This is a genomic window from Streptomyces sp. NPDC111744 (assembly GCF_055634995.1).
This window is the reverse complement of the sequence record NZ_JBVKCG010000001.1, coordinates 1-21102: the sequence shown is the minus strand read 5'-3', so window position 1 is coordinate 21102 and position 21102 is coordinate 1. Positions and strand designations below refer to the sequence as shown.

The window sequence follows — 21102 nt, the reverse complement described above, 5'->3', positions numbered from 1 at the left end:
GGTCAATCCCCCGCGCACGACTTGTTGACTCCGCGTCTGCCCCGGCACCTTCCACCCGGGCCGGTCAGAGTCCCAGCACCGCCCGCATCACCGCCCGGGCGATCGGCGCCGCGTCGCCGCCCCCGCTGATCTCGCCCCGGTCGGCCGCCGCGTCCTCGACCACCACGGCCACCGCGACCTTCGGCTCCAGGTCGGTGTCCGCCTGCGCCCAGGAGACGAACCAGGCGTACGGCACCCCGGAGTTGCCGAGGCCGTGCTGCGCGGTCCCGGTCTTGCCGCCGACCGTGGCGCCGCGAATCGCCGCGTTGGAGCCGGTGCCCTCCTGGACCACGTCCGTCATGAGCTCCTTCATCCGGACGGCCGTCGAGGGGCTCATCACCTGCCGGACCGGCCCGGCACCGCCCGTGCTGACCGTCTCGCCGGTCCGCCGCACGGTCCGCTCCACCAGATACGGCGGCCGTGCCATCCCGCCGTTCGCCACCGCCGCCGCGACCATCGCCATCTGCAGCGGCGTGGCCCGGGTGTTGTACTGCCCGATCGACGACAGCGCCAGCTGCGCCTTGTCCGCGCTCGGGTCGAAGGTGCTCGGCGCGGTGGCGAAGGGGATGCGCAGATGCCTGTCGTTGAAGCCGAACGCCTGGGCCGTCGCCGTCATGTCCGCGACCCCCACGTCCACGCCCAGCTTCGCGAAGACCGTGTTGCAGGACCACTCGAAGGCCTCCCGCAGCGAGGCGTCCTCGCAGCCGTCCCCCTCGTTGGTCAGCCGGGTCGTGGTGCCCGGCAGCCGGTAGGGGTCGGGGGAGTCGGTCGGCGTGTCCAGGTCGGTGACCACGCCCGCGTCCAGCGCGGCCGCCGCGGTGACCACCTTGAAGGTCGAACCCGGCGGATACGTCTGCCGTACCGCACGGTTGAGCATCGGCTTCTCCGGGTCGCCGTTGAGACGGGCCCAGGCCGAGGCCACCGCCTCGTCGTTGCCGGACAGTTCGGAGGGGTCGTACGACGGGGTGGAGACCAGGGCGAGGATCCGGCCGGTCGCCGGTTCGATCGCGGCCACCGCGCCCTTGCGCGCGCCCAGGCCCCGGAAGGCGGCCTCCTGGGCGTAGCGGTCCAGGGTCGTGACGACGTTCCCGCCCGGGTTCGGCGACCGGCCGGTGTCGTTCCACAGCGGGAACGGCGACAGCATCGGGTCGGTGCCGGAGAGCAGCGCGTCCTCGGCGTGCTCCAGGAACGTGGTGCCGTACAACTGGGAGGCGAAGCCGGTGACCGGGGCGTACAACGGGCCCTGCGGGTAGGTGCGTTCGTAGCGCAGCTGCTCCCTGCTGTCCCGGGAGCCGGTGACCGGCTCGCCGCCGACCAGGATGTCGCCGCGCGGCAGGCCGTAACGGGCGATGGTGGCCCGGCGGTTGGCGGGGTTGTCGTCGTAGGCGTGGGCCCGGACCACCTGGACGCGGGCCGCGTTGACGAGCAGGGCGAAGAGCAGCAGGGCGCAGAAGGTGCGGGCCCGCCGGATGTACCTGGCCATTCCGGCGCCCTGGCGGTCGTACCGGCTCATGGGGCCACCTGCCCGTCGTAGTGACGGCGGGCCGAGTCGCTCACCCGGATCAGCAGCGCCACGATCGCCCAGTTGGTGACCACCGAGGAGCCGCCCTGGGCGAGGAACGGCATCGCCATGCCGGTCAGCGGGATCAGCCCGGTCACCCCGCCCGCGATGACGAAGACCTGGAGCGCGACGATCGAGGCGAGCCCGACCGCGAGCAGCCGGCCGAAGGGCTCGCGCAGGGCGAGACCGGCCCGGTAGCCGCGCTCGACGAGCAGGCCGTAGAGGAGGAAGATCGCGGAGAGGCCGCTGAGGCCGAGCTCCTCGCCCGCGGTGGCCAGGATGAAGTCCGACTTGGTTGCGAAGCCGATCAGGATCGAGTGGCCGAGACCGAGTCCGGTGCCGAGGACCCCGCCGGCGGCGAACGCGAAGAGGGACTGGGCGAGTTGGTTCGGCCCCTGCCCTGCGTCGATCGAGGCGAAGGGGTGCAGCCAGTCCTCGATCCGGCCGTGGACATGCGGTTCCAGAGGGCCGACGGCCACCGCGCCGAGCACCGCGAGCAGCAGGCCCACCGCGATCCAGCCGGTGCGCCCGGTGGCGACGTAGAGCATCACGACGAAGAGGCCGAAGAAGAGCAGGGACGTGCCCAGGTCTCGTTCGAGGATCAGGACGCCGACGCTCACCAGCCAGATGGTGAGGATCGGACCGAGCACCCGCCCGGTCGGGAACTGCATGAACCACAGCCGGCGGCCCGCGTAGGCGAGGGCGTTGCGGTTGGCGGCCAGGTAGGCGGCGAAGAACACCGCGAGCAGCACCTTGGCGAACTCGCTCGGCTGGATGGAGAATCCGGCGATCCGGATCCAGATCCGGGCGCCGTTGACGGCCGGGAAGAAGATCGGGAGCAGCAGCAGGACGAGCGCGGCGGCGACCCAGACGTAGGCGTAGCGCTGGAGGACGCGATGGTCGCGCAGCATCAGCACGACCAGGATGAACAGGCCGACGCCCAGGGTGGACCAGACGAGTTGGGCGGGGGCCGCCCGGTCGCCGGGGGTCTGCAGGTCCAGCCGGTAGATCAGGACCAGGCCGAGTCCGTTGAGCAGCACGCCGATCGGAAGCGGCAGCGGGTCGGCGTACGGCGCGCGGAAGCGTACGGCGAGATGGGCGACGAGCGCGAGGAAGCCGAGGCCGGCGCCGTAACCGGCGGCGCCCGGTGGGACGGTACCGGTCCGGGCCACGCCGACCGCGCAGTAGCCGTACACGGAGAGCAGCACGGCCAGCACGATCAGGGCGAGTTCGATGCCACGGCGCCGGGGGAGACGTACGGCGGAGGTGGGGGACTCGGGCGCCGCCAGGGTGGTTCCGGCCTTGGTCATGTCCGGAACTTACCCAAATAGTGGGAGGTGTGTGTGTTGTATGGGTGCCGTCAGCACCAGCGTGGCGTGCGGGCCCGGGGTGTCGACGGAGCGGCCGGTGGCGCAGGCCCAGGTGTCGTCCGAGGTACCAGACGCGGTCACAAGGTACCCGCAGCCCCGCAGCCCCCTACGGCAGCGTCAACGTCGCCACAGCCCCACCGCCGATCGCGTTCGCGAACGACAGCCGCGCCCCCAGCACCTCCGCCTGCCCCGCCGCGATCGTCAGCCCCAGCCCATGGCCCTTGGTCCCGCCCTCCGTCCGGAACCGCTGGGGACCGTGTGCCAACAGGTACTCGGGAAACCCGCCCCCGTGATCCCGCACGGTGACCTCCTTCCCCTCCACCGTCAGCACCACCGGTGGCCGCCCGTGACGGTGCGCGTTGGCGACCAGGTTCCCCAGCACCCGTTCCAGCCGCCGCCGGTCCGTCTCCACCCACACGTCCCGTACGACCTTCACCTCGGTCTCCGTCCCGGACGCCCGCACCACCCGCTCGGCCAGCGCGCCCAGCGCCTCCGCGTCGGTCTCCAGCCGCTCCCGGCCCGTGTCGAGACGGGAGATCTCCAGCAGGTCCTCGGTGAGCGTGCGCAGCGCGGCGACCCGGTCCCGCACCAGTTCCGTCGGCCGCCCCGGAGGCAGCAGTTCCGCCGCCGCGTGCAGCCCGGTCAGCGGTGTCCGCAGCTCGTGCGCCACGTCGGCGGTGAACCGCTGCTCGCTCAGCAGCTTGCTCTGCAGTGACGCGGCCATGCCGTCCAGCGCGGCGGCGACCGCGGCCACCTCGTCCTGCGGCCGGGTCGGATCCTTCGTCAAGGGGTCGTGCACCCGCGCGTCCAGGTCCCCGGCGCTGATCCGGCGGGCCACCTGCGCGGTGCCGTGCAGTCGCCGGGTCACCCGGGTCACCGCGCACGCGCCGACCAGCAGCGTCGCCCCGATGGCGAGGGCCGACGACCAGAGGATGGAGCGGTCGAGGCCGGCGGTCGTACGGGCCTGCTGGGAGTAGTCGACGGCCACCGCGAGCGCCCGGCCGCGGTCGGCCGGGCCCGCCGCCCACATCGTGGGGCGACCGCCGTCCCTGGTGACCATCGTGCCGCGCTCCCCGGCCACCGCCAGCGCCCGCAGCCGCGGCGGCAGCCCGGCCGGGTCGATCGCGGAGCCCGGCAGCAGCGCGTCGCCCGACTCGTACGCGGTCGTCGCGTCCGCGAGCCGGGACAGCGCCTGGTCACGGGCCTGGGCGACGGTCTGGTCGGTGACCGACACATGCACGAGCACGCCGAGCAGCGCGGCCAGCGCACAGCACATCACCGTGATGAACGCGGCCGACTTCGCCGCGAGCGTCCCGGCCCAGCGGGGGAGCCTCATCGCGCGCTCGCGGAGGCGGAGGCGGACGCGGCGGGGGTGGCGGGGGTGGCGGGGGTGGCGGAGGCGGAGGGTGCCGGAGTGTGGGTGTGCCGCGCCTTGCCGGTGCGCAGGAACTCGTCCCGGGAGAACACCATCGCCTTCTGCTCCGGATCCCACGCCCAGGTCGTCCGGTACTCGTACCCGCTGATCCCGGCCGGCGACCGCACGATGACCGTCCGCCCGGCCAGCTCGACGCCGATGATCGCGTCGTTGTCCTCCAGCACCTGCACCAGCTTGTGCTGCTCGGCGGTGTAGACGCGCAGCGCGGTCTGGTTGGTCGGATACAGCCGGAAGCCGAGCGTCAGCTCGTCCCGCCCGTCCCCGGTCAGATCCCGGTAGTACGGCTTCAGCAGCGGACACCGCGACCCGCCGCCCCCGGCCGCGCACTCCTTCATCCGGTTCGCGGTCTCGTGGTAGGCGCCCTTGGCTCCGTAGTCCGCCGAGCCCGAGGCGATCTCCGCCCCTACGACGGCCACCGGGTCGACACTGCGGAGGTCGTCGCCGGGAACCGTGACGCCCCTGACGGTCTGCGCGCTGCCCTCGTCGTAGGGCCAGGCCGGGCTGGACGCCGGCCGCAGGTCGGGCCAGAGCTTCACAGGGCTGACCGCCGTCGGGGTGGCCCCGGCCCCCTGCAGGCCGCCGGAGTCGCCACAGCCCGCCACCGCCGTCGCCAGAAGGGCGACGGCGGTGGCGGCGAGGGCGGTACGGAAGGGACGACGGGTCGGCACGCTGCTCCTGGGCGGTTCGGGGGTTGTGGGTCTCGGGGCCCCGTACACCTTATTCGCAGATTCGTAGGGAAGTCCTTTTTGCACCTCGGGGTGGCCGGTGCGGGGGAGAGGCTACTCGGCGAGCTCCTCGAGCAGCCGGGCGGTGGACAGGCCGGCGCGGAGATAGGCGACGAACAGCTCGTTGTGCAGCGCCCAGGGCGAGCGCCGGGCCCGCACCAGCCGGATCGCCTCCTCGGCCGTACGCCCCCGGTGCACCAGCGCCTGCGCGACCACCAGCCCCGACCGGTTGTACCCGCTGTGGCAGCGCACCAGCACCGACCGCCCGGAATCCAGGGCCTCGCTGGCCGCCCGGGCGAGCCGGATCACGCCCGCCAGCTGGGTACCGTCCAGCGGTCCGTCGGGAATCGGCCACACATGATGCTCGACCCCGGTGTCCGGCCCGTGCCCGGGCACCCGCAGCAGACTCTGCACAAGATCGAACTCGTCCCGTACGACGGCGGACTCCAGCCGCCCCGCACGCCCCCGGAACTCATGGCCGCCCATCCAGAGCCCGGGCAGCACCTCGCTCCACGGTCTGTCCGCAGCCGGAACCTCGTCCTGCTCGCCATGGATCCGCACCGGCGCCTCCCCGCTGCGCGCGCCAACCCCTGTCAAAGGTAGCGGGGTTCTTGCCCGCGGAGCACCCCGCCTGTTCCCATGGTCGAGGGGTGATGCGTAATGAGCGGACTGCGCGTCGTGCCGACCTGGCGCCAGGGCCAGGAACGGCTGTACGTCTGCCTCACGGACGGACGGAACATCGCCTGGTACGACCGTGAGGCGGGCCGGGTGAACCTGCTCAGCGAGGAGCGCCGGGACGACGTACTCGAAACCCTGAGGCCGTTCCTGACCGGCCCCGTCACGGTCGGCCCGCCACCGGTGCCCACGCCCGCCGAACTGGCGCGGCTGACCTTGCACCCCGACGACGACCTCGCGCCCAACCGCCCCGGCGAGGCGCTGCTGATCGCCCTCGACCGGGACCCCGGCCCGGCCCACCGCCTCCGCCCGGACCCGCGCCGCCGCGCCCTGACCGCCGAGCAGACCGTCGGCGACGCCCTGGACCACCTGGACGGCGCGGGCTGGCACGCCCTGCACTCCGTCCCGCTCCGCGGCGGCGACCGCCTCCACCATCTGCTGATCGGCCCCGGCGGCCTCTTCTGCGTGCACTCGCTGTACGCCCGCAGGCAGAAGGTCCTGGTCGCCGACCCGATGGTCACCCTGGGCCGCCGCGACCCCCGGCCGCTGCTGCGTCGGCTGCGCGCGGACGCCGACCGGGCCTCGTACGCCCTCACGGCCGAGGTCCGTCCCGTCCTGGCCCTGACCGACCCGGCGGACATCACGCTGACGGCCCCGCCCCGCGAGGTCCGCATCCTCCGCGATCGGGACCTGGAGGGACTGGCCCGCCTGGGCGGAGTGCTCAAACCGGCGGACGTCGAGGCACTGCACGCGATGGCGCGGGACCGCAACACGTGGGGGAGGGTGTAACCACCCTCGGCCTGTCCGGCGCTGCTCGGCGACTCCCTACGGCAGCGGCGCCGCCCGCTCCGCGTCCAGCAGCGGCGCGAGCAGGTCCCCGTACTCCTCGACCCGCCCCGGGATGTCCCCGGCCCGGAACTCCAGCTCCTCCACGCGCCGGCAGGCCGCGACCTCCTCCCAGGTCACCGGCGTCGACACCATCGGCTCCCGCCGCGCCCGGACCGTGTACGGGGCCGCCGTCGTCTTCCGCCCCGCGTTCTGGCTCCAGTCCACGAACACCTTCCCCGGCCGCAGACTCCGTGTCATCCGGTGCACGACCAGCCGCGGCATCTCCCGCTCCGCCGCCACGGCCAGCCCCTTGGCGTACTCGCTCACCCGCTGGCTGGACGCCCCCCGCACCCCCGCCAGCAGATGCAGCCCCTTCGAACCGGCCGTCTTGACGTGCGCCTCGATCCCGTCCGCGGCCAGCCGCTCCCGCAGCCACAGCGCGACCTCACAGCACTGCACCACCGTCGCCGGAGCCCCGGGGTCCAGGTCGAAGACGATCCGGTCGGCCTCGTCCGGCGTGTGCACCAGCCACTGATGCGTATGGAACTCGGTGACCAGGTTCGCCGCCCACATCAGGCTGGCCAGGTCCTGCACCAGCACCATCCGGGCCGGTCCGTCCGACCGACGCACCTCGGCGGTGGTGACCCACTCGGGCGTACCCGGCGGCACGTTCTTGGTGAAGAACACCTGGCCGTCCGGCCCGTCCGGATAGCGCAGGAAGGACACCGGCCGGTCGCGCAGATGCGGCAGCAGGACCTCGGCCGACGTCGCGTAGTAGTGCAGCAGCTCGCCCTTGGTGAACCCGGTCGCCGGATACAGCACCTTCTCCAGGTTGCTGAGCGCGACCCTTCGCCCGTCCACCTCTGTGATCGGCGTCATACGATGACAATCTCATACAAAGCCTTGGTATTCGGACGGTTCGGACGGAGGGAAGCCGCAGGTGCGATCCATTTGGAACGGCGCGATCTCCTTCGGCCTCGTCAGCATCCCGATCAAGCTGGTGAACGCGACGGAGAGTCACTCGATCTCCTTCCGCCAGATCCACACCGAGGACAACGGCCGGATCCGCTACCGCAAGTTCTGCGAACTGGAGGACCGCGAGGTCACCCAGTCGGAGATCGGCAAGGGGTACGAGGACGCCGACGGCACGGTCATCCCGATCACCGACGACGACCTGTCCCGCCTGCCCATCCCCACCGCCCGCACCATCGAGATCGTCGCCTTCGTCCCGGCCGACCGGATCGACCCGCTCCAGATGGATGCGGCGTACTACCTGGCTGCCTCCGGCGCCCCCGCCGCGAAGCCGTACACCCTCCTGCGGGAGGCCCTGAAACGCAGCCACAAGGTGGCCATCGCGAAATACGCGCTGCGCGGCCGCGAACGCCTCGGCATGCTCCGCGTGGTCGGCGACGCCATCGCCATGCACGGCCTGCTCTGGCCGGACGAGGTCCGCGCCCCGGAGGGCGTCACCCCCGATGTCGACGTCACCGTCCGCGACAAGGAACTCGACCTCGCGGACGCCCTGATGGACACCCTGGGCGAGGTCGAGCTCAATGACCTGCACGACGAGTACCGGGCGGCCCTGGAGGAGGTCATCGCGGCGAAGGCGGCCGGCGAGGCCCCACCGGGGGCCCCCGAACCGGCGAACGGCGGCAAGGTACTCGACCTGATGGCGGCCCTGGAGAAGAGCGTGCGGGCGGCGAAGGAGACGCGGGGCGAGGAGGCGGAGGTAACTCCTCTGCCGAGCAGGGGTACCACGAAGAAGACCGCGGCGAAGAAATCCGCGGCGAAGAAGTCTGCGGCGAAGAAGACGACAGCGAAAGAATCCGCGACGAAGTCGGCAGCCGCGAAGAAGGCCACGGAGAAGAAGACGACCGCTAAGAAGACGACCGCTGAGAAGACGACCGCGAAGAGGACGACCGCGAAGAGGACGACCGCGAAGAAGACGACCGCGAAGAAGACCACGCCTCGCAAACGCTCCGCATAACTCCGTGTGACTCCGCACGACGACGTGCCCCGAAGGTAGGTCACAGGAACTTCGACAGGCGAACACCCTCGATATCGGTGCTCAGATCCGGCCGCGCATGCCGGAGCAGCAGATCACGCAGCTCGTCAAGATGTATACGCCGATTGCAGCACAGCCCGGCGGCAGGGGGTCGGCGGCTTCGGTGGCGGCTGCGACGAGGGTCCCGGTTCGCGGCTGCGGTGGTGGCGCGCCTGCGACGACGGTTGCGGCGGTGACTGCGGCTCGCGGTGCGGTGGTGGCGAAGTGGTACGGCGGGTCTACTGGGCCGCCCAGAGCCCGCGGACGTGCCCGATGTGGCGGGTCATGACCTCGTGGACGGCCTTCTCGTCGCGGGTGATGAGCGCGTCGAGAATCTCGAGGTGCTCCTCGGCGGAGGCCAGCAGACGGCCCGCCTCCAGCAGGGCGGTGAGGCCGTAGAGGCGGGAGCGCCCCCGCAGGTCCCCGACGACCTCGACGAGGTGGGAGTTGCCGGCGAGGGCCAGCAGACCGAGGTGGAAGCGGGTGTCGGCGTCGACGTAGGAGATCAGGTCCCCCGCCACGGCGGCGTGGACGATCTCCCGGGCGGCGGGGCGCAACGCCTCCAGGGAGACCGGGTCGGCGGTCCTCGCCAGCTCCACCACGGTCGGGATCTCGATGAGGGCACGGACGTGGGTGTACTCGTCGAGCTGCTTCTCGGAGACGTCGGTGACCCGGAACCCCTTGTTGGGGACGGTGTCGACCACGCCCTCCCTGACCAGGTCCAGCATGGCCTCGCGCACCGGGGTCGCCGAGACGCCGAAACGGGCGGCGAGCGTCGGCGCGGAGTACACCTCGCCGGGGCGCAGCTCACCGGCGATCAGCGCGGCCCGCAGGGCGTCGGCGACCCGTTCCCGGTAGCTGCTCTTCTTGCCGCCCAGGGTGGGCAGGCGCGGGGGAGCGGCGGCGGGTGAGCTGTGCTGGGCGGCGGGCATGGGTGTCTCCTCGTACGGCACGTGCGGTGTCTGAGGCGTGGGAGAGGCGCACGTGCACGCTCTCGGCGTCGTGTGCTATGTCATGCACCATAAGTATCGCTGGTGGCGGTGCCGAGGTCGGACGGTCGGCCCCTGAAGTCGGCCCTTAAAGGACGAAGCCGGTCGGGAACGGGTCGGTCGGGTCGAGCAGGTACTGGGCGGTGCCGGTGATCCAGGCCCGGCCGGTGAAGCTGGGCAGGACGGCGGGGCGGCCGGCGACCTCGGTGGTGCCGAGGAGCCGGCCGGTGAACCGCGTCCCGATGAAGGACTCGTTCACGAACTCGGTGTTGAGGGGGAGTTCGCCGCGGGCGTGCAGCTGGGCCATGCGTGCGCTGGTGCCGGTGCCGCAGGGGGAGCGGTCGAACCAGCCGGGGTGGATGGCCATCGCGTGCCGGGAGTGTCGGGCGGTTGCGCCGGGCGCGATGAGATGGACGTGGTGGCAGCCGCGGATGGACGGGTCCTCCGGATGGACGGGCTCCGCCTCTGCGTTGATCGCCTCCATGAGCGAGAGACCGGCCTTGAGGATGTCCTCCTTGCGGGAACGGTCGAAGGGCAGGCCGAACTCATCCAGCGGCAGGATGGCGTAGAAGTTGCCGCCGTATGCCATGTCGTATGTCACCGTCCGCCCGCCGACGAGGGTGATCTTGCGGTCGAGGCCGACGGAGAAGGACGGCACGTTCGCGAGGGTGACATGCCGGGCCGCCCCGTTCTCCACCGCGACCTCGGCGACGACGAGACCCGCCGGGGTGTCGAGCCGGATCGTGGTGACCGGCTCGACGACCTCGACCATGCCGGTCTCCACCAGCACGGTGGCCACACCGATGGTGCCGTGCCCGCACATCGGCAGATAACCGGAGACCTCGATGTAGATCACACCCCAGTCGCAGTCGGCCCGGGTCGGGGGTTGCAGGACCGCCCCGCTCATCGCCGAGTGCCCGCGCGGCTCGTTCATCAGCAACTGCTTGATGTCGTCGCGGTGTTCACGGAAGTACAGCCGCCGCTCGTTCATGGTCGCGCCGGGAACGGTGCCGATCCCGCCGGTGATCACTCGGGTGGGCATGCCCTCGGTGTGCGAGTCGACGGCGTGCAGGACGAGTTTGCTGCGCATGACGCTCCTGGTGAGTGGTCCGGGTCGGTTACGCGAGTCCGGCGGCGACGGCCCGCTCGGTGGCGGCGCGGACGGCGGCCTCCTGCGCGGGCAGCAGCGGCACCCGCGGCGGACGGACGGGACCGCCGGGCCGGCCGACGATGTCCATGGACAACTTGATGGCCTGCACGAACTCGACCTTGGAGTCCCAGCGCAGCAGCGGGTGCAACTGCTCGTACAGCTTCTTGGCGGTCGCGAGGCCGCCGCCCACGGCCGCCCGGTACAGCTTGACGCTCGCGCGGGGCAGCGCGTTCGGGTAGCCGGCCACCCAGCCCTTGGCACCGGCGATCGCCAGCTCCAGCAGGACGTCGTCGGCGCCGATCAACAGGTCCAGTTCCGGGGCGAGTTCGGCGAGCCGGTAGGCACGGCGGACGTCGCCGGAGAACTCCTTGACGGCGTGGACGAAGCCTTCGGCGTGCAACTTGGCCAGCAGCTCCGGGACCAGGTCGACCTTGGTGTCGATGGGGTTGTTGTACGCGACGACCGGGACCCCCGCCTTCGCGACCTCCGCGTAGTGCGCCAGCACCGAGCGCTCGTCGGCGCGGTAGGCGTTGGGCGGCAGCAGCATCACGGAGGCGCAGCCGGCGTCCCGGGCCTGCTCGGCCCAGCAGCGGGCCTCGGCCGAGCCGTAGGCGGCGACACCGGGCATCACGCGCTCGCCGCCGATGGCGGCCACGGCCGTCTCCACGACCCTGGCGCGCTCCTCGGCGGTGAGTGTCTGGTACTCGCCGAGCGAGCCGTTCGGTACGACACCGTCGCAGCCGTTCGCCACCAGCCAGACGCAGTGCTCGGCGTACCGGTCGTGGTTCACGGACAGGTCGTCGTTGAGCGGGAGGGCGGTGGCGACGAGGACGCCGCGCCATGGGCGGTTGCCGGTGCTCTCGGTGACGGTCATCTCGGTCCCATCCTCATCAATAGGGTGTGACATTTTACTGATTGGCCTGGTTTACTCAGTCGTCCTCGGGTTCTCGTTCTCCGGCGGCGGCCAGGACTCCTAGGGGCACCGGCCGGGCGAACGGCCGCCGCGAGGGCGTGAGCTCGCACCCGGCCAGTCCCGCCACCGCGGGCCCGCAAACCCGCCCCTGGCACCAGCCCATCCCGGCCCGGGTCAGCAGCTTCACGGTGCGTACGTCACCGGCGCCGAGCTCCGCGACGGCCTCCCGGATCGCACCCCCGGTGACCTCCTCGCACCGGCAGACCACGGTGTCGTCGGTGACCTGCTCGGTCCACTGGGCGGGCGGGGTGTAGACGGTGTCCAGCGCGGCGAAGAACTCCCGCAACCGGGTACGGGACCGCACGGCCGCCGCCCAGGCGCGCGGGTCGGGTTCGGCGCCGTGCAGCCGTGCCGCGGCGGACCGGCCCGCGATATGCCCCTCGGCGAGGGAGAGGGCGGAGCCGCCGATGCCGGTGGTCTCGCCCGCGGCCCAGACGCCGGGGACGTCGGTGCGCTGCTCGCCGTCGACCCGGACCGCCATGCCGTCGAGGTGACAGCCCAGCGCCTCGGCAAGGTCGGTGTGCGGGAGCATGCCGTGGCCGACGGCGAGGGTGTCGCAGACGATACGACGCTCGGTGCCGGGCCTGACCCGCCCGGCGCCGTCGAGGGCGGCCACGGTGACCGCCTCCAGCCGCTCGGTGCCGTGCGCCTCGACGACGGTGTGGCGGACGAGGGTGCGCACCCGGTGCCGAAGCAGCTGGACGCCGTACTGGGCACCCTCGACGACCTTGCCGGGCTGGGCGGCCAGCGCGCGGGTCCGTCGTACGAACGCCTTGGGGTCGGCGGACTCGACGAGCGCGGCCACCTCGACGCCGGCCGCGGCGAGGCCGGTCGCGACGGGGAGGAGCAGCGGTCCGGTACCGGCGACGACGGCGGTGCGTCCGGGGACCACGAGGGAGCCCTTGAGCATGGCCTGGGCGCCACCCGCGGTGACGACGCCGGGCAGGGTCCAGCCGGGGAAGGGCAGCACCTTCTCGTGACCGCCGGTGGCGAGGAGGACGGCGTCGGCACGTACGGCGACGGGCTCCTCCTGCGCGGGACCGAGCAGCGCGTGCACGACGAAGCAGCCGTCCACCCGCTCCACGAACCACACGTGACGATCCGTCAAATGCTTTACTCGGGCGGCCCGTACGTGGGTCTCCAGGGCATTCCGCAACCGCTCCCACGTCCGCCACTGGTGATGCAGGGCCTGGGGACGTCGGGCGCCCAGCTCTGCGGCGGGCCGGCGGTAGAACTGCCCGCCGGCCTCCGCGGCCGAGTCGATGAGCGTGACCCGTACACCGCCGGAGGCGGCGGCGACGGTGGCGGCGAGTCCGGCCGGCCCCGCACCGATCACGGCGAGATGCGGCTGGTCAGTCATCGTGGCCCGTCCCCTCCTGCGTACGGATCGCGTCGCCGGGCCGAAGGGGTACCAGGCAGGCACGTTGGTTCGTACGGTCGTTGACCGTCACCAGACAGTCGAAGCAGACGCCGATGCCACAGAAGACACCGCGGGGGCGGCCCTCGCCGCGGGTGGTACGCCAGGAGATGACACCGGCCGCCCAGAGCGCGGCGGCGACGGTCTGGCCGGGCCGGGCCTCGATCTCGCGCCCGTCGAGGGTGACCGTGAACGCCGGTCCCGGCTGGGCGTCGGCGAGTTCCAGGGGGGATCGCACGCGGTCTCCTCTAGTCGGCGGGAAAGCGGTCCGCGGCAAAGTGGTCGGCGGCAAAGTGGTCGGCGGGGAAGCGGTCGGGACGGAAGGGCGCGAGGTCCAGATCCGGGCCCAGGCCCTGGCCCAGGCCCGGCGTCTTCGCGGTCAGGGCCTGTGCGATCAAGTGCCCGGTGCCGGTGGCGAGTCCGATGCCGGCGCCTTCGTGGCCGCAGGCGTGGTGGAGGCCGGGGACGCGCGGGTCGGGGCCGATGGCGGGCAGGTGGTCGGGCATGTACGGGCGAAAGCCGAGGTACGCGCGAGTGGCGCGGACACCCGCCAGGAACGGGAACAGCCGTGTCGCGCCCGCCGCCAGGGCCCGCATGACCGGCAGCGAGAAGGCCCGGTCGAAACCGACCCGTTCCCGGCTCGCGCCGATCAGCACCGGCCCCGCAGCCGTTCCCTCCACAACCGGCGAGGTCTGCAACGCGGACGAGTCACTGGCCACGTCGGCCACGTAGTCGGCGGCGTACACCTTGTGGCGCACCAGGCGCGGGAGGGGCTCGGTGACGAGGACGAAGCCGCGGCGCGGGAGGACCGGGAGGTGGGCGCCCGCGAGCGCGGCGATGTCGGCGCCCCAGGTGCCGGCGGCGTTGACGACCGCGGGCGCGTCGATGTCGCCCTGGTCCGTACGGACTCCGCGCACCGCGCCGTCGGGGGTGCGCGGTACGCCGGTCACGGTATGGCCGGTGAGCAGCCGGGCACCGGAAGCGCGGAGCAGATGGGCGGCGGCCAGGGCGGGCATCACCTGGGCGTCCTGCGGGTAGTGCACGGCGCCGGGCAGGCCGGGAGCGAGGTGGGGTTCGAGGTCGTACAGGTCTGTGCCGTCGACCGGTGTGGCGAGGACTCCCGCGGTGCGCTGTCCGTCGGCGAACCGTTCCAGGGTGGCGAGCCCGCCCGGGGAAGCGGCGACGACCAGGCCCCCCTTGGCCTCGTACTCGACGGCCGCCCCGAACTCGTCGGCGAGGTCCGCCCACAGCCGGCCCGACAGCAGCGCGAGGTCCAGCTCCGGCCCGGGCACCTTGTCGGAAACCAGGAGGTTGCCCTCACCCGCTCCGGTCGTACCCCCGGCAACCGGACCACGGTCGACGACGATCACGTCGAGCCCCGCCCGAGCCGCGTACAGAGCGCACGCCGCACCCACCATCCCGGCCCCGACGACCACGACATCGCAGGTCAGTCGCTTGCTCACACCAGTACTATGTCACATACCCCCCTGCTCGAGAACGGTCTGTCGCGAGGAATCTCCGACGAACCGTCCACCCTGGCGCGGGCCCGGCTGGGCGTGTCGGCCCCTGAAGCGGAGGCTGCTCCGTTGCCCAGCGCCCGGCGAGGCGATGCAGGCAAATAAAGGCGTCACTTGCGGGCACGGCTCCCGGATGGGTACCCGGGACTCGTCAAAGCAAGGGCCTGCGCCGACAGGGAGTCTGTAGCCGACAGGGAGTCTGTATGAGTACGAGTGATGTCCCCAGGGGGAGCACAACCAGTACGCGGCCGGCCGGTCCGCTCCGGTCGGACCTGCTCGGCATCTATCTCAACGACCACCTGGCGGGGTCGACCATCGGCACCCGCCGCGCACGCTACGTCGCCGACGCGACCCGGGGCACCCCGCTCGGTGACGTGCTGGAACCGATCGCCGAGGAGATCGAGCAGGACCGTGCGAGCCTGCTGGAGATCATGGGCCGGCTCGGGGTCCCGGCACGCCGGTACAAGGTCCTGGCGGCCGGCACGGCCGAGTGGGCGGGGCGGTTCAAGCCCAACGGACGCATCATCGGCCGCTCTCCGCTCACCACGGTGGTGGAACTCGAATTCCTGCGACTCGGCGTCGAGGGAAAGGCGGCCGGCTGGCGGACGCTGCGCACACTCGCGGACACGGACGACCGCCTCGACCAGCGGCAGCTCGACGAGCTCCTCGCGAGGGCGGAACGGCAGCTGAGCACATTGGAAGAGCTCCGTATCCGCAAGGCGCGGGAGGTTTTCCGAGGTCGCACATGACCGGCGTCCGGCACGGGTACGCGGGCGCCACCGACGTGGTCCCAATGGAGCCGTAGCGGAACCGGGACGCGGAGTCCCCGAGTCCTCGGACGGCCGCCGTGACACCGGGCCGTCTCCCGCACGCGCCGTGAGGCGATGGGCAAAGCCGGAATCGACAGGGACAAACCGACAGGGACAAACATCGAAGACCGGTAACGCAGACCGGTAACGCAGACCGGTAACGCAAGGAGGTTCCCATGGCCCACACCAGCGTTCCGGAAGTGCTGGGCGCGCTCAAGGACGTCGACTTCCCGGCGGACAAGGACGAGCTGGTCACGGCCGCGCGTTCGGCAGGCGCCCCGGAAGAGGTGGTGAAGGCGCTGCGGGGCGTCCCGCCGGAGCGGTACGCCAGCCGCGAGGAGGTGGCCCGTTCGGTCCGCGTCGACCCGGACTCGGACCTGGACTACAACGCCACACAGCGCGCCGCCCAGGCCCGCGACGGCGGCAAGCCCGGGCTCTCCCAGCACCTGCGGGAAGAGCCGAAGACGCCGATACAAGAGGAACTCGACCGCTGACACCGTTCGGACCCCCATGACCGACCCCCACGGCGGTACCCCCCACTACACCGACTCCCCGGACGAGCGCGACTCGCTGCGGAGGCTGCTGGCAGCCGACCGCGTCGACACGGTCAGCCAGATAGCCGCACTGAGCAGTGAATTCGATGGGATCGTCGAAGCCAACGCGCTGGTGGCGATCGACGACGAACACGACCCGGAGGGGTCGAGCACCGCCTTCGAGCGAGCCCACGTCGCCTCCTTGCTGGCGCAGACCCGCCACCATCTGGACGACGTGGATCGGGCGCTGGAACGGCTGGAGGCGGGCGAATACGGACAGTGTGCTGTGTGCGGCGAGCCGATACCGAGGGAGCGCCTCGAAGTACGCCCTGCGGCGACCACCTGCGTCCGCTGCGCGGCGGTCGCCGGCGGCTGACCGAGAGGCCGCCACGAACCACCGACCAGCCGCCACCGACCGCACGAGGCTCCTACCTCGCGGGAGCACGCTGCGAACCGCCCCTGCAGCGCCCCCTGCTGGTACCGCTCGCCGATGGCCACCGCCTCTGCAAACGGGTCAGTGCCACCCGGCCATGGTGACTCGGTGCCACGACATTGTCAGCGCTTGAAGGCGTCCTTGGTCCTCTCTTTTTCGCCCCGCAACCTGCCCCGCGCTTCGAGGGCGGCGCCCTTGGCTTTCTCTCCGGCACTCATCTCAGTACCTCCGCGCAGTCTCGGTTGCGTCCAGGGAAGTGGTGTACGGGTTCGACCTGATCCGGGGGTTTGCTCCGGCATCGGGATGGTCCCCGCATAGATGAACGGCCACCGGCTGATCTTCGAGATGTCGAGTCACGAAGGAGATCAGCACGATGACCGCACCCGACAGTCTGCCCCTGCACGCCCTCGCCGAGGACAACCTCGCCGCGGCGAGTCCGGATCTGCTGCGCGCGATGATCAAAACGTTCGCCGACGCCCTCATGTCCGCGGAGGCCGACGCCCTCTGCGGCGCCGAATACGGGCAGGTCAGCGACGAACGCGTCAACCATCGCAACGGCTACCGCCCGCGCGAGTGGGACACAAGGGCCGGCACCGTCGAACTCGCTGTCCCCAAGCTGCGCCAGGGCAGTTACTTCCCGCACTGGCTCCTGGAGCGCCGTCGCCGGGCCGAGCAGGCCCTCATCTCGGTCGTCGCCACCGCCTACCTGCTCGGCGTCTCCACCCGCCGCGTCGAGAAGCTCGCCGAGTCCCTCGGCGTCACCCAGCTGTCGAAGTCCCAGGTCTCTGCAATGGCCAAGCACCTGGACGAGCAGGTCACCGCTTTCCGCAACCGGCCCCTGGACCAGGGGCCTTACGCGTTTGTCTGGGTCGACGCGCTCACCCAGAAGGTCCGCGAGGGCGGCCGCATCATCAACGTCCACGCGCTGATCGCCGTCGGCGTCAACGCCGACGGGCACCGCGAGATCCTCGGCATCGATGTCGCCACAGCCGAGGACGGTGCGGGCTGGCTTGCCTTCCTGCGCTCGCTGACCGCCCGCGGCCTGTCCGGCGTCCAACTGGTCGTCTCCGACGCCCACACCGGCCTGGTGAGCGCGATCGGCGCGGTCCTGCCGGGCGCGTCGTGGCAGCGACATCGACGGCGGTGCTCAGACCGTGCACGGCCAGTGCCCGGACGATCGGGTGGTACGACACGGTCCGCAGCACGAACGCGCTGACCCACACCGGCCTTCTGACACTGTCCAGCAGCGCCCTGAAAGTGCGGGCGGTGATGTAGCTGCCGCCGCCTGTCAGCGTGATGAGGCCGACCTCGGCGAGCGCGCGCCTCAGCCCGGGGCTGGGTGGGCTCTGTTCCAGGTCGTCGGTGAAGGCGGCGTCCAGTAGTCCCACCTCGAGTGCGTACTGCACGGCCGGTGCCGCGACGTCCAGGCCCAAGACAGGTACTGCGTCCGGTCGGCGTCGCTCGGCATAGAACTCCTTGTCCCATGCGGCGAGCTCGGCCCTCGACATCGTCCGGCAAGCAGGGGAGGTGTACCGCTCGTACATCTCCGCCAGGGTGACTTCGTGGTTGAGTAGCGCGGCGTTGATCCCGTACGAGCAGCACACGTCCAGCATCGCCGGTCTGCCGGGGTGGCCGTCGTCGAGCGCGGCCCGGTCGGTTGCCACCTGCCGGAAGACCGGCTGGGCATGATGCGGGATCTCGTACTCAAGCGGCGCGAGCCGTTGGAAGTACGCGCGGGGGTCCGGACGGTCGTAGATGTCATCGAACCGCGATTTGCCGCCCGCCACACCGTCGGTACCGAAAGGGCCGGATTCGGCCATTTCGCATTCCTCCTCCCGGAACGCTGATTTACATCCATCATGTCCCGCCTTCCGTGCCGGGGACGTCTGCCGCGCACGGCGCAGTACAGGGCACACCGGGTCGCGATTCAGTCCCTGCCGACACCACGGGGGGATTCTCCGCAGCACCGCGATCGCTGCTCAGGCGCAATCGGTGCCGCGGACCTACGGTGGTCGCATGGGCGCCGACAAGCCGGGCCGACGTAGCGGAGGAGGACGAGATGGAGGAACACTTCGTCTGGGTGTCGACGCGCCGCATTCGGCCGGGCACCCTCGATGACTTCGAGAAGGCGTGGCGGCCGGCCACCCATCCGCAGGGTATGCACCGCGCCTTCGCGTACTGGTCCGAGGACGGACAGGAGATCACCGGGGTGTCCTTCTGGGACTCCAGCGAGGCGTGCGACTCCTGGCGGGCCTCCGAGCCGGAGGCGCAGCGACGTGCCGCCATGGCCCCGTACGTCGTGGAGGAGCGGGAACGCTTTTACCGTGGCCGTGAACTCGCCATCCCCAGCGGCCGCCCCGGGTGAGGGGCCCGGCATGAGTGGCTCAGCAACGGGGCTCCCGGTGGGTACGGCGGGGGTTGCGTCCATGGAGACGGTGTACGGGTTCGACCTGAACCGGGGGTTTGTTCCGGCATTGGGATGAGGTTTCCATGATCACCGGAAGCCGTGCCTGCGCGCGTATCCGCCGCCCCTCACAAACCGCCCATCACAGCCGACTTGAGGTACCGGGCACATACCGGCGGCTTCAGGCCGGCCGCGAGGACGACGGAGCCCTGACGCCGAAGGGCCGGCGGCCAACGACCTCTCCGCCGACCCGTGTCCCTACGGGCAGAGGTGCGACGGTTGCCGCCCCGTTCCGCAGAACCACCTCTGCGGCGGGCAGGTCTGGGCCCGTTGGCCACGCGTACTCAACCATCAACAAGATCATGACGCAGTGCGCGGCCAGGGGCTTTGGAAAGCGCTTGACGGTCCGAGCCCTGCGCTGCCTCCGACCTGTGGCCGGCAGCACGCGCCCGCAGGCACCGCTGATGCGGACACTCCGGGCCGAATCTAGACTGACGAAGGCATAGAAAGTCGCGGATTAGGGAGATGTGCACCATGGCTGAGCGAGGGAACAAGCGACGCGGCCGCAAGAAGAAGAAGGCGAATCATGGCAAGCGTCCCAACGCCTGAGCCAACCTGAGCAGAGGGCCGGACTCGACGAGACCGAGGCCGGCTCTTGAAGACTGGGGGGGTGCTGACCTGGGCTGTCATCGGTCTGCCCGGCAGGGGACAGCGCCGCGGTACGGGCGAGACTGCTGAACTCCGGGGCCTGCCAGGCTCCCTGCTCGCCCGCCCAGGCGCATCATGAAGTCCCGGAGGCGGACGGTGGGTTCGTCCGTGCCGTGCAGGGTGGGTTCCTTCAGGCTGGAGTACGCCGCCAGGATCTCCAGCAGGTCACGCTCGGTGGCGTCCGCCCCGCTGGTGCTCGGGCCGTAGGCCAGGCAGACGCGGGCCGCGTCGGCCAGAGCCCAGGGCGTGTGAATCATCGACGGGCTTTTCAGCCAGGGCTGCGGCCGCCCGGGTGTGCCGTAGCGGGCCGCCGCTGCGGCGATCAGGGGCAGCAGCGAGCTGGGACGGTGCCGCCGGATGCGCTGGCGGTATTCGTCCTCCGTCACCAGCGGTCGTAGAGGTACGCAGCCATCCCGCCATGATCCTCACCACGGAGAGTTCGGTCGATGGAGTTTCTCCTGAGTCGGTGCCGAGCTGCGAACCGACTTCGCTGGAATGGATTGGGTCCCGGCGGGAATCCACCGGCTTGGTCTTCGGCCGGTGGATTCCCGTTGCTCCCCACGCGATGTTGATCTGCTCAGTGCGTCAGATCCAGCACGGCCGTGCAGTGCGGATCGTCCTCCGGCCCCTCGAAGAGCTCCCGCTCCCGCGAGCGGGAGAACACCTCCGCGATCACGGCCGGCCCTGCCTCCACGAGCCGGACGTCACACCCCACGACGTCGGAGTCTCGCTGATGGCGTACGTACAGCCGCATCCGGCCCTCGCTCAGGTACAGGAAGCCGACCAACAGTGACTCAGCCTTCTCCCGCTCCTCATAGCCCGAAACCGGGCAGTTCAGGGTCACGTCCCCTGTGATGTCACCAAGCGGGACGCCATCCGGGAGTACCGATCGCCGATGTTGCCCGGCGAGTTGGCAACTCTCCGGAGGTCATTCACCGGCGCTATCACGGCTGCATTGACGGCCACGAAGAAGCGGCCAACGCGAAGATCGCAGAAGCCCTGGAAGAAGAGGGAGATGCGACGTAGGGGCACTTCACGGTCTGCCGGTGTTCCCTGGATCGGGCAGTCCTGGGAGCATGAGCATGACTGTGCGTCCGATAGCTGAGGGGGAGCTGGTGGCCCAGTCCGAGATCTCTGTGGCCTGGATTGGCCTCAGTGGCGTGGTCGTAGGCGCAGTGGCTACTGCTGCGGCAGCTCGATACACGTTGCTCGGCGGTGTCAGGACGGCCACCATCGACCAGCTAATACCGCTGCAGACCGAGCTTCGCTCCTTCACCTCGCCGTATGTCGAGGCAAGGATCCAGCTGATGCCAGTCCTGGGGGGCCTTCTTCCTCCCGCCCCCTGGGTGAAGATTTCACCGGCGCTACCTCGCTATGCGCCAGCCTGGTGCTCCATGGGTTGCGTCCTGAGAAGTGGTGTACCGGTTCCCACCTGATCCGGGCGTTTGCCCCGGCGTCGGAGTGAGTGTCCGGATACAAGAACGGCCACCGG

At 71.1% G+C, this 21102-nt stretch carries 22 protein-coding genes and 1 pseudogene; 9 read left to right on the top strand and 14 right to left on the bottom strand.

All coding sequences use genetic code 11. The features are described 5' to 3' along the window. Positions 1–64: 64 nt before the first annotated feature. The 5 genes from ACZ7OO_RS00115 to ACZ7OO_RS00095 form a co-directional block, all read right to left on the bottom strand. A complete protein-coding gene (locus tag ACZ7OO_RS00115) occupies positions 65–1522 on the bottom strand; it encodes a penicillin-binding transpeptidase domain-containing protein (RefSeq protein ID WP_471501196.1) in 1458 nt (485 codons plus the stop codon). A gap of 26 nt (positions 1523–1548) precedes the next feature. Beyond that, the gene (locus ACZ7OO_RS00110) at positions 1549–2910 is read right to left on the bottom strand and encodes an FtsW/RodA/SpoVE family cell cycle protein (protein WP_471499907.1); all 1362 of its coding nucleotides are present in this window, start codon (positions 2908–2910) and stop codon (positions 1549–1551) included. Positions 2911–3076: 166 nt separating this feature from the next. Continuing rightward, complete coding sequence (locus tag ACZ7OO_RS00105) at positions 3077–4306, bottom strand: ATP-binding protein (protein ID WP_471499905.1); 1230 nt, start codon at positions 4304–4306, stop codon at positions 3077–3079. Beyond that, complete coding sequence (locus ACZ7OO_RS00100; protein ID WP_471499903.1) at positions 4303–5073, bottom strand: hypothetical protein; 771 nt, start codon at positions 5071–5073, stop codon at positions 4303–4305. Before ACZ7OO_RS00100 ends, ACZ7OO_RS00105 begins: the two co-directional genes overlap by 4 nt. Positions 5074–5184: 111 nt before the next feature. After that, a complete protein-coding gene (locus tag ACZ7OO_RS00095; protein WP_471501194.1) occupies positions 5185–5616 on the bottom strand; it encodes a protein-tyrosine phosphatase family protein in 432 nt (143 codons plus the stop codon). A 174-nt stretch (positions 5617–5790) separates the two neighbouring features. On the opposite strand from ACZ7OO_RS00095, the gene ACZ7OO_RS00090 reads away from it, so the two are divergent. Next, entirely contained in the window at positions 5791–6594 is an 804-nt protein-coding gene (locus ACZ7OO_RS00090; protein WP_471499901.1) for a nuclease-related domain-containing protein, read from the top strand. 36 nt (positions 6595–6630) lie between these two features. Here ACZ7OO_RS00090 and ligD read toward each other — a convergent pair whose 3' ends face one another. Further along, complete coding sequence (ligD, locus tag ACZ7OO_RS00085) at positions 6631–7512, bottom strand: non-homologous end-joining DNA ligase (RefSeq protein WP_471499899.1); 882 nt, start codon at positions 7510–7512, stop codon at positions 6631–6633. A gap of 61 nt (positions 7513–7573) precedes the next feature. Between ligD and ku the strand changes: the two genes are divergently transcribed. Beyond that, complete coding sequence (gene ku, locus ACZ7OO_RS00080) at positions 7574–8620, top strand: non-homologous end joining protein Ku (RefSeq protein WP_471499897.1); 1047 nt, start codon at positions 7574–7576, stop codon at positions 8618–8620. Between the two features lie 296 nt (positions 8621–8916). On the opposite strand, the gene ACZ7OO_RS00075 is transcribed toward ku, so the two are convergent. The 6 genes from ACZ7OO_RS00075 to ACZ7OO_RS00050 form a co-directional block, all read right to left on the bottom strand. Further along, positions 8917–9609, bottom strand: a complete 693-nt coding sequence (locus ACZ7OO_RS00075) for a GntR family transcriptional regulator (protein WP_471499895.1) — start codon at positions 9607–9609, stop codon at positions 8917–8919. Positions 9610–9754: 145 nt separating this feature from the next. Then, positions 9755–10756: a proline racemase family protein gene (locus ACZ7OO_RS00070; protein WP_471499893.1), complete on the bottom strand. Its 1002-nt coding sequence runs from the start codon at positions 10754–10756 to the stop codon at positions 9755–9757. A 28-nt stretch (positions 10757–10784) separates the two neighbouring features. Further along, complete coding sequence (locus ACZ7OO_RS00065) at positions 10785–11690, bottom strand: dihydrodipicolinate synthase family protein (RefSeq protein WP_471499891.1); 906 nt, start codon at positions 11688–11690, stop codon at positions 10785–10787. A 55-nt stretch (positions 11691–11745) separates the two neighbouring features. Continuing rightward, the gene (locus ACZ7OO_RS00060; RefSeq protein WP_471499889.1) at positions 11746–13149 is read right to left on the bottom strand and encodes an FAD-dependent oxidoreductase; all 1404 of its coding nucleotides are present in this window, start codon (positions 13147–13149) and stop codon (positions 11746–11748) included. Continuing rightward, the gene (locus tag ACZ7OO_RS00055; RefSeq protein WP_471499887.1) at positions 13142–13444 is read right to left on the bottom strand and encodes a (2Fe-2S)-binding protein; all 303 of its coding nucleotides are present in this window, start codon (positions 13442–13444) and stop codon (positions 13142–13144) included. Before ACZ7OO_RS00055 ends, ACZ7OO_RS00060 begins: the two co-directional genes overlap by 8 nt. 10 nt (positions 13445–13454) lie before the next feature. Continuing rightward, positions 13455–14669 carry an NAD(P)/FAD-dependent oxidoreductase gene (locus tag ACZ7OO_RS00050; RefSeq protein ID WP_471499885.1) on the bottom strand — a complete coding sequence of 405 codons (1215 nt, stop codon included), beginning with the start codon at positions 14667–14669 and terminating at the stop codon, positions 13455–13457. 257 nt (positions 14670–14926) lie between these two features. On the opposite strand from ACZ7OO_RS00050, the gene ACZ7OO_RS00045 reads away from it, so the two are divergent. From ACZ7OO_RS00045 to ACZ7OO_RS00015, 7 genes and pseudogenes are all read left to right on the top strand, one after another. Continuing rightward, a complete protein-coding gene (locus ACZ7OO_RS00045; RefSeq protein ID WP_471499883.1) occupies positions 14927–15472 on the top strand; it encodes a hypothetical protein in 546 nt (181 codons plus the stop codon). 236 nt (positions 15473–15708) lie between these two features. Continuing rightward, on the top strand, positions 15709–16026 hold the full coding sequence (locus tag ACZ7OO_RS00040) for a DUF2795 domain-containing protein (RefSeq protein WP_471499881.1): 318 nt from the start codon (positions 15709–15711) through the stop codon (positions 16024–16026). Positions 16027–16042: 16 nt separating this feature from the next. Further along, complete coding sequence (locus ACZ7OO_RS00035; RefSeq protein WP_471499879.1) at positions 16043–16441, top strand: TraR/DksA family transcriptional regulator; 399 nt, start codon at positions 16043–16045, stop codon at positions 16439–16441. A gap of 430 nt (positions 16442–16871) precedes the next feature. Continuing rightward, positions 16872–17636: pseudogene (locus ACZ7OO_RS00030) on the top strand (IS256 family transposase); the annotation flags it as partial. 490 nt (positions 17637–18126) lie between these two features. After that, the gene (locus tag ACZ7OO_RS00025; RefSeq protein WP_471499877.1) at positions 18127–18345 is read left to right on the top strand and encodes a hypothetical protein; all 219 of its coding nucleotides are present in this window, start codon (positions 18127–18129) and stop codon (positions 18343–18345) included. A gap of 212 nt (positions 18346–18557) precedes the next feature. Continuing rightward, entirely contained in the window at positions 18558–18863 is a 306-nt protein-coding gene (locus ACZ7OO_RS00020) for a hypothetical protein (protein WP_471499875.1), read from the top strand. 573 nt (positions 18864–19436) lie between these two features. Further along, positions 19437–19511 (top strand): 50S ribosomal protein bL37, encoded by a 75-nt coding sequence (locus tag ACZ7OO_RS00015; RefSeq protein ID WP_471501192.1) that lies wholly within the window; start codon positions 19437–19439, stop codon positions 19509–19511. A gap of 77 nt (positions 19512–19588) precedes the next feature. On the opposite strand, the gene ACZ7OO_RS00010 is transcribed toward ACZ7OO_RS00015, so the two are convergent. Continuing rightward, complete coding sequence (locus tag ACZ7OO_RS00010; protein WP_471499873.1) at positions 19589–19996, bottom strand: hypothetical protein; 408 nt, start codon at positions 19994–19996, stop codon at positions 19589–19591. Between the two features lie 191 nt (positions 19997–20187). Then, complete coding sequence (locus ACZ7OO_RS00005; RefSeq protein WP_471499871.1) at positions 20188–20454, bottom strand: hypothetical protein; 267 nt, start codon at positions 20452–20454, stop codon at positions 20188–20190. Between the last annotated feature and the right edge of the window lie 648 nt (positions 20455–21102).

What these genes read in the sequence shown, in the direction of transcription:
- ACZ7OO_RS00115 (WP_471501196.1), bottom strand. Translation starts at nt 1,522, where the DNA reads ATGGCCAGGTACATCCGGCGGGCCCGCACCTTCTGCGCCCTGCTGCTC.
- ACZ7OO_RS00110 (WP_471499907.1), bottom strand. Translation starts at nt 2,910, where the DNA reads ATGACCAAGGCCGGAACCACCCTGGCGGCGCCCGAGTCCCCCACCTCC.
- ACZ7OO_RS00105 (WP_471499905.1), bottom strand. Translation starts at nt 4,306, where the DNA reads ATGAGGCTCCCCCGCTGGGCCGGGACGCTCGCGGCGAAGTCGGCCGCG.
- ACZ7OO_RS00095 (WP_471501194.1), bottom strand. Translation starts at nt 5,616, where the DNA reads ATGGGCGGCCATGAGTTCCGGGGGCGTGCGGGGCGGCTGGAGTCCGCC.
- ACZ7OO_RS00090 (WP_471499901.1), top strand. Translation starts at nt 5,791, where the DNA reads ATGAGCGGACTGCGCGTCGTGCCGACCTGGCGCCAGGGCCAGGAACGG.
- ligD (WP_471499899.1), bottom strand. Translation starts at nt 7,512, where the DNA reads ATGACGCCGATCACAGAGGTGGACGGGCGAAGGGTCGCGCTCAGCAAC.
- ACZ7OO_RS00075 (WP_471499895.1), bottom strand. Translation starts at nt 9,609, where the DNA reads ATGCCCGCCGCCCAGCACAGCTCACCCGCCGCCGCTCCCCCGCGCCTG.
- ACZ7OO_RS00070 (WP_471499893.1), bottom strand. Translation starts at nt 10,756, where the DNA reads ATGCGCAGCAAACTCGTCCTGCACGCCGTCGACTCGCACACCGAGGGC.
- ACZ7OO_RS00065 (WP_471499891.1), bottom strand. Translation starts at nt 11,690, where the DNA reads ATGACCGTCACCGAGAGCACCGGCAACCGCCCATGGCGCGGCGTCCTC.
- ACZ7OO_RS00060 (WP_471499889.1), bottom strand. Translation starts at nt 13,149, where the DNA reads ATGACTGACCAGCCGCATCTCGCCGTGATCGGTGCGGGGCCGGCCGGA.
- ACZ7OO_RS00045 (WP_471499883.1), top strand. Translation starts at nt 14,927, where the DNA reads ATGAGTACGAGTGATGTCCCCAGGGGGAGCACAACCAGTACGCGGCCG.
- ACZ7OO_RS00040 (WP_471499881.1), top strand. Translation starts at nt 15,709, where the DNA reads ATGGCCCACACCAGCGTTCCGGAAGTGCTGGGCGCGCTCAAGGACGTC.
- ACZ7OO_RS00035 (WP_471499879.1), top strand. Translation starts at nt 16,043, where the DNA reads ATGACCGACCCCCACGGCGGTACCCCCCACTACACCGACTCCCCGGAC.
- ACZ7OO_RS00020 (WP_471499875.1), top strand. Translation starts at nt 18,558, where the DNA reads ATGGAGGAACACTTCGTCTGGGTGTCGACGCGCCGCATTCGGCCGGGC.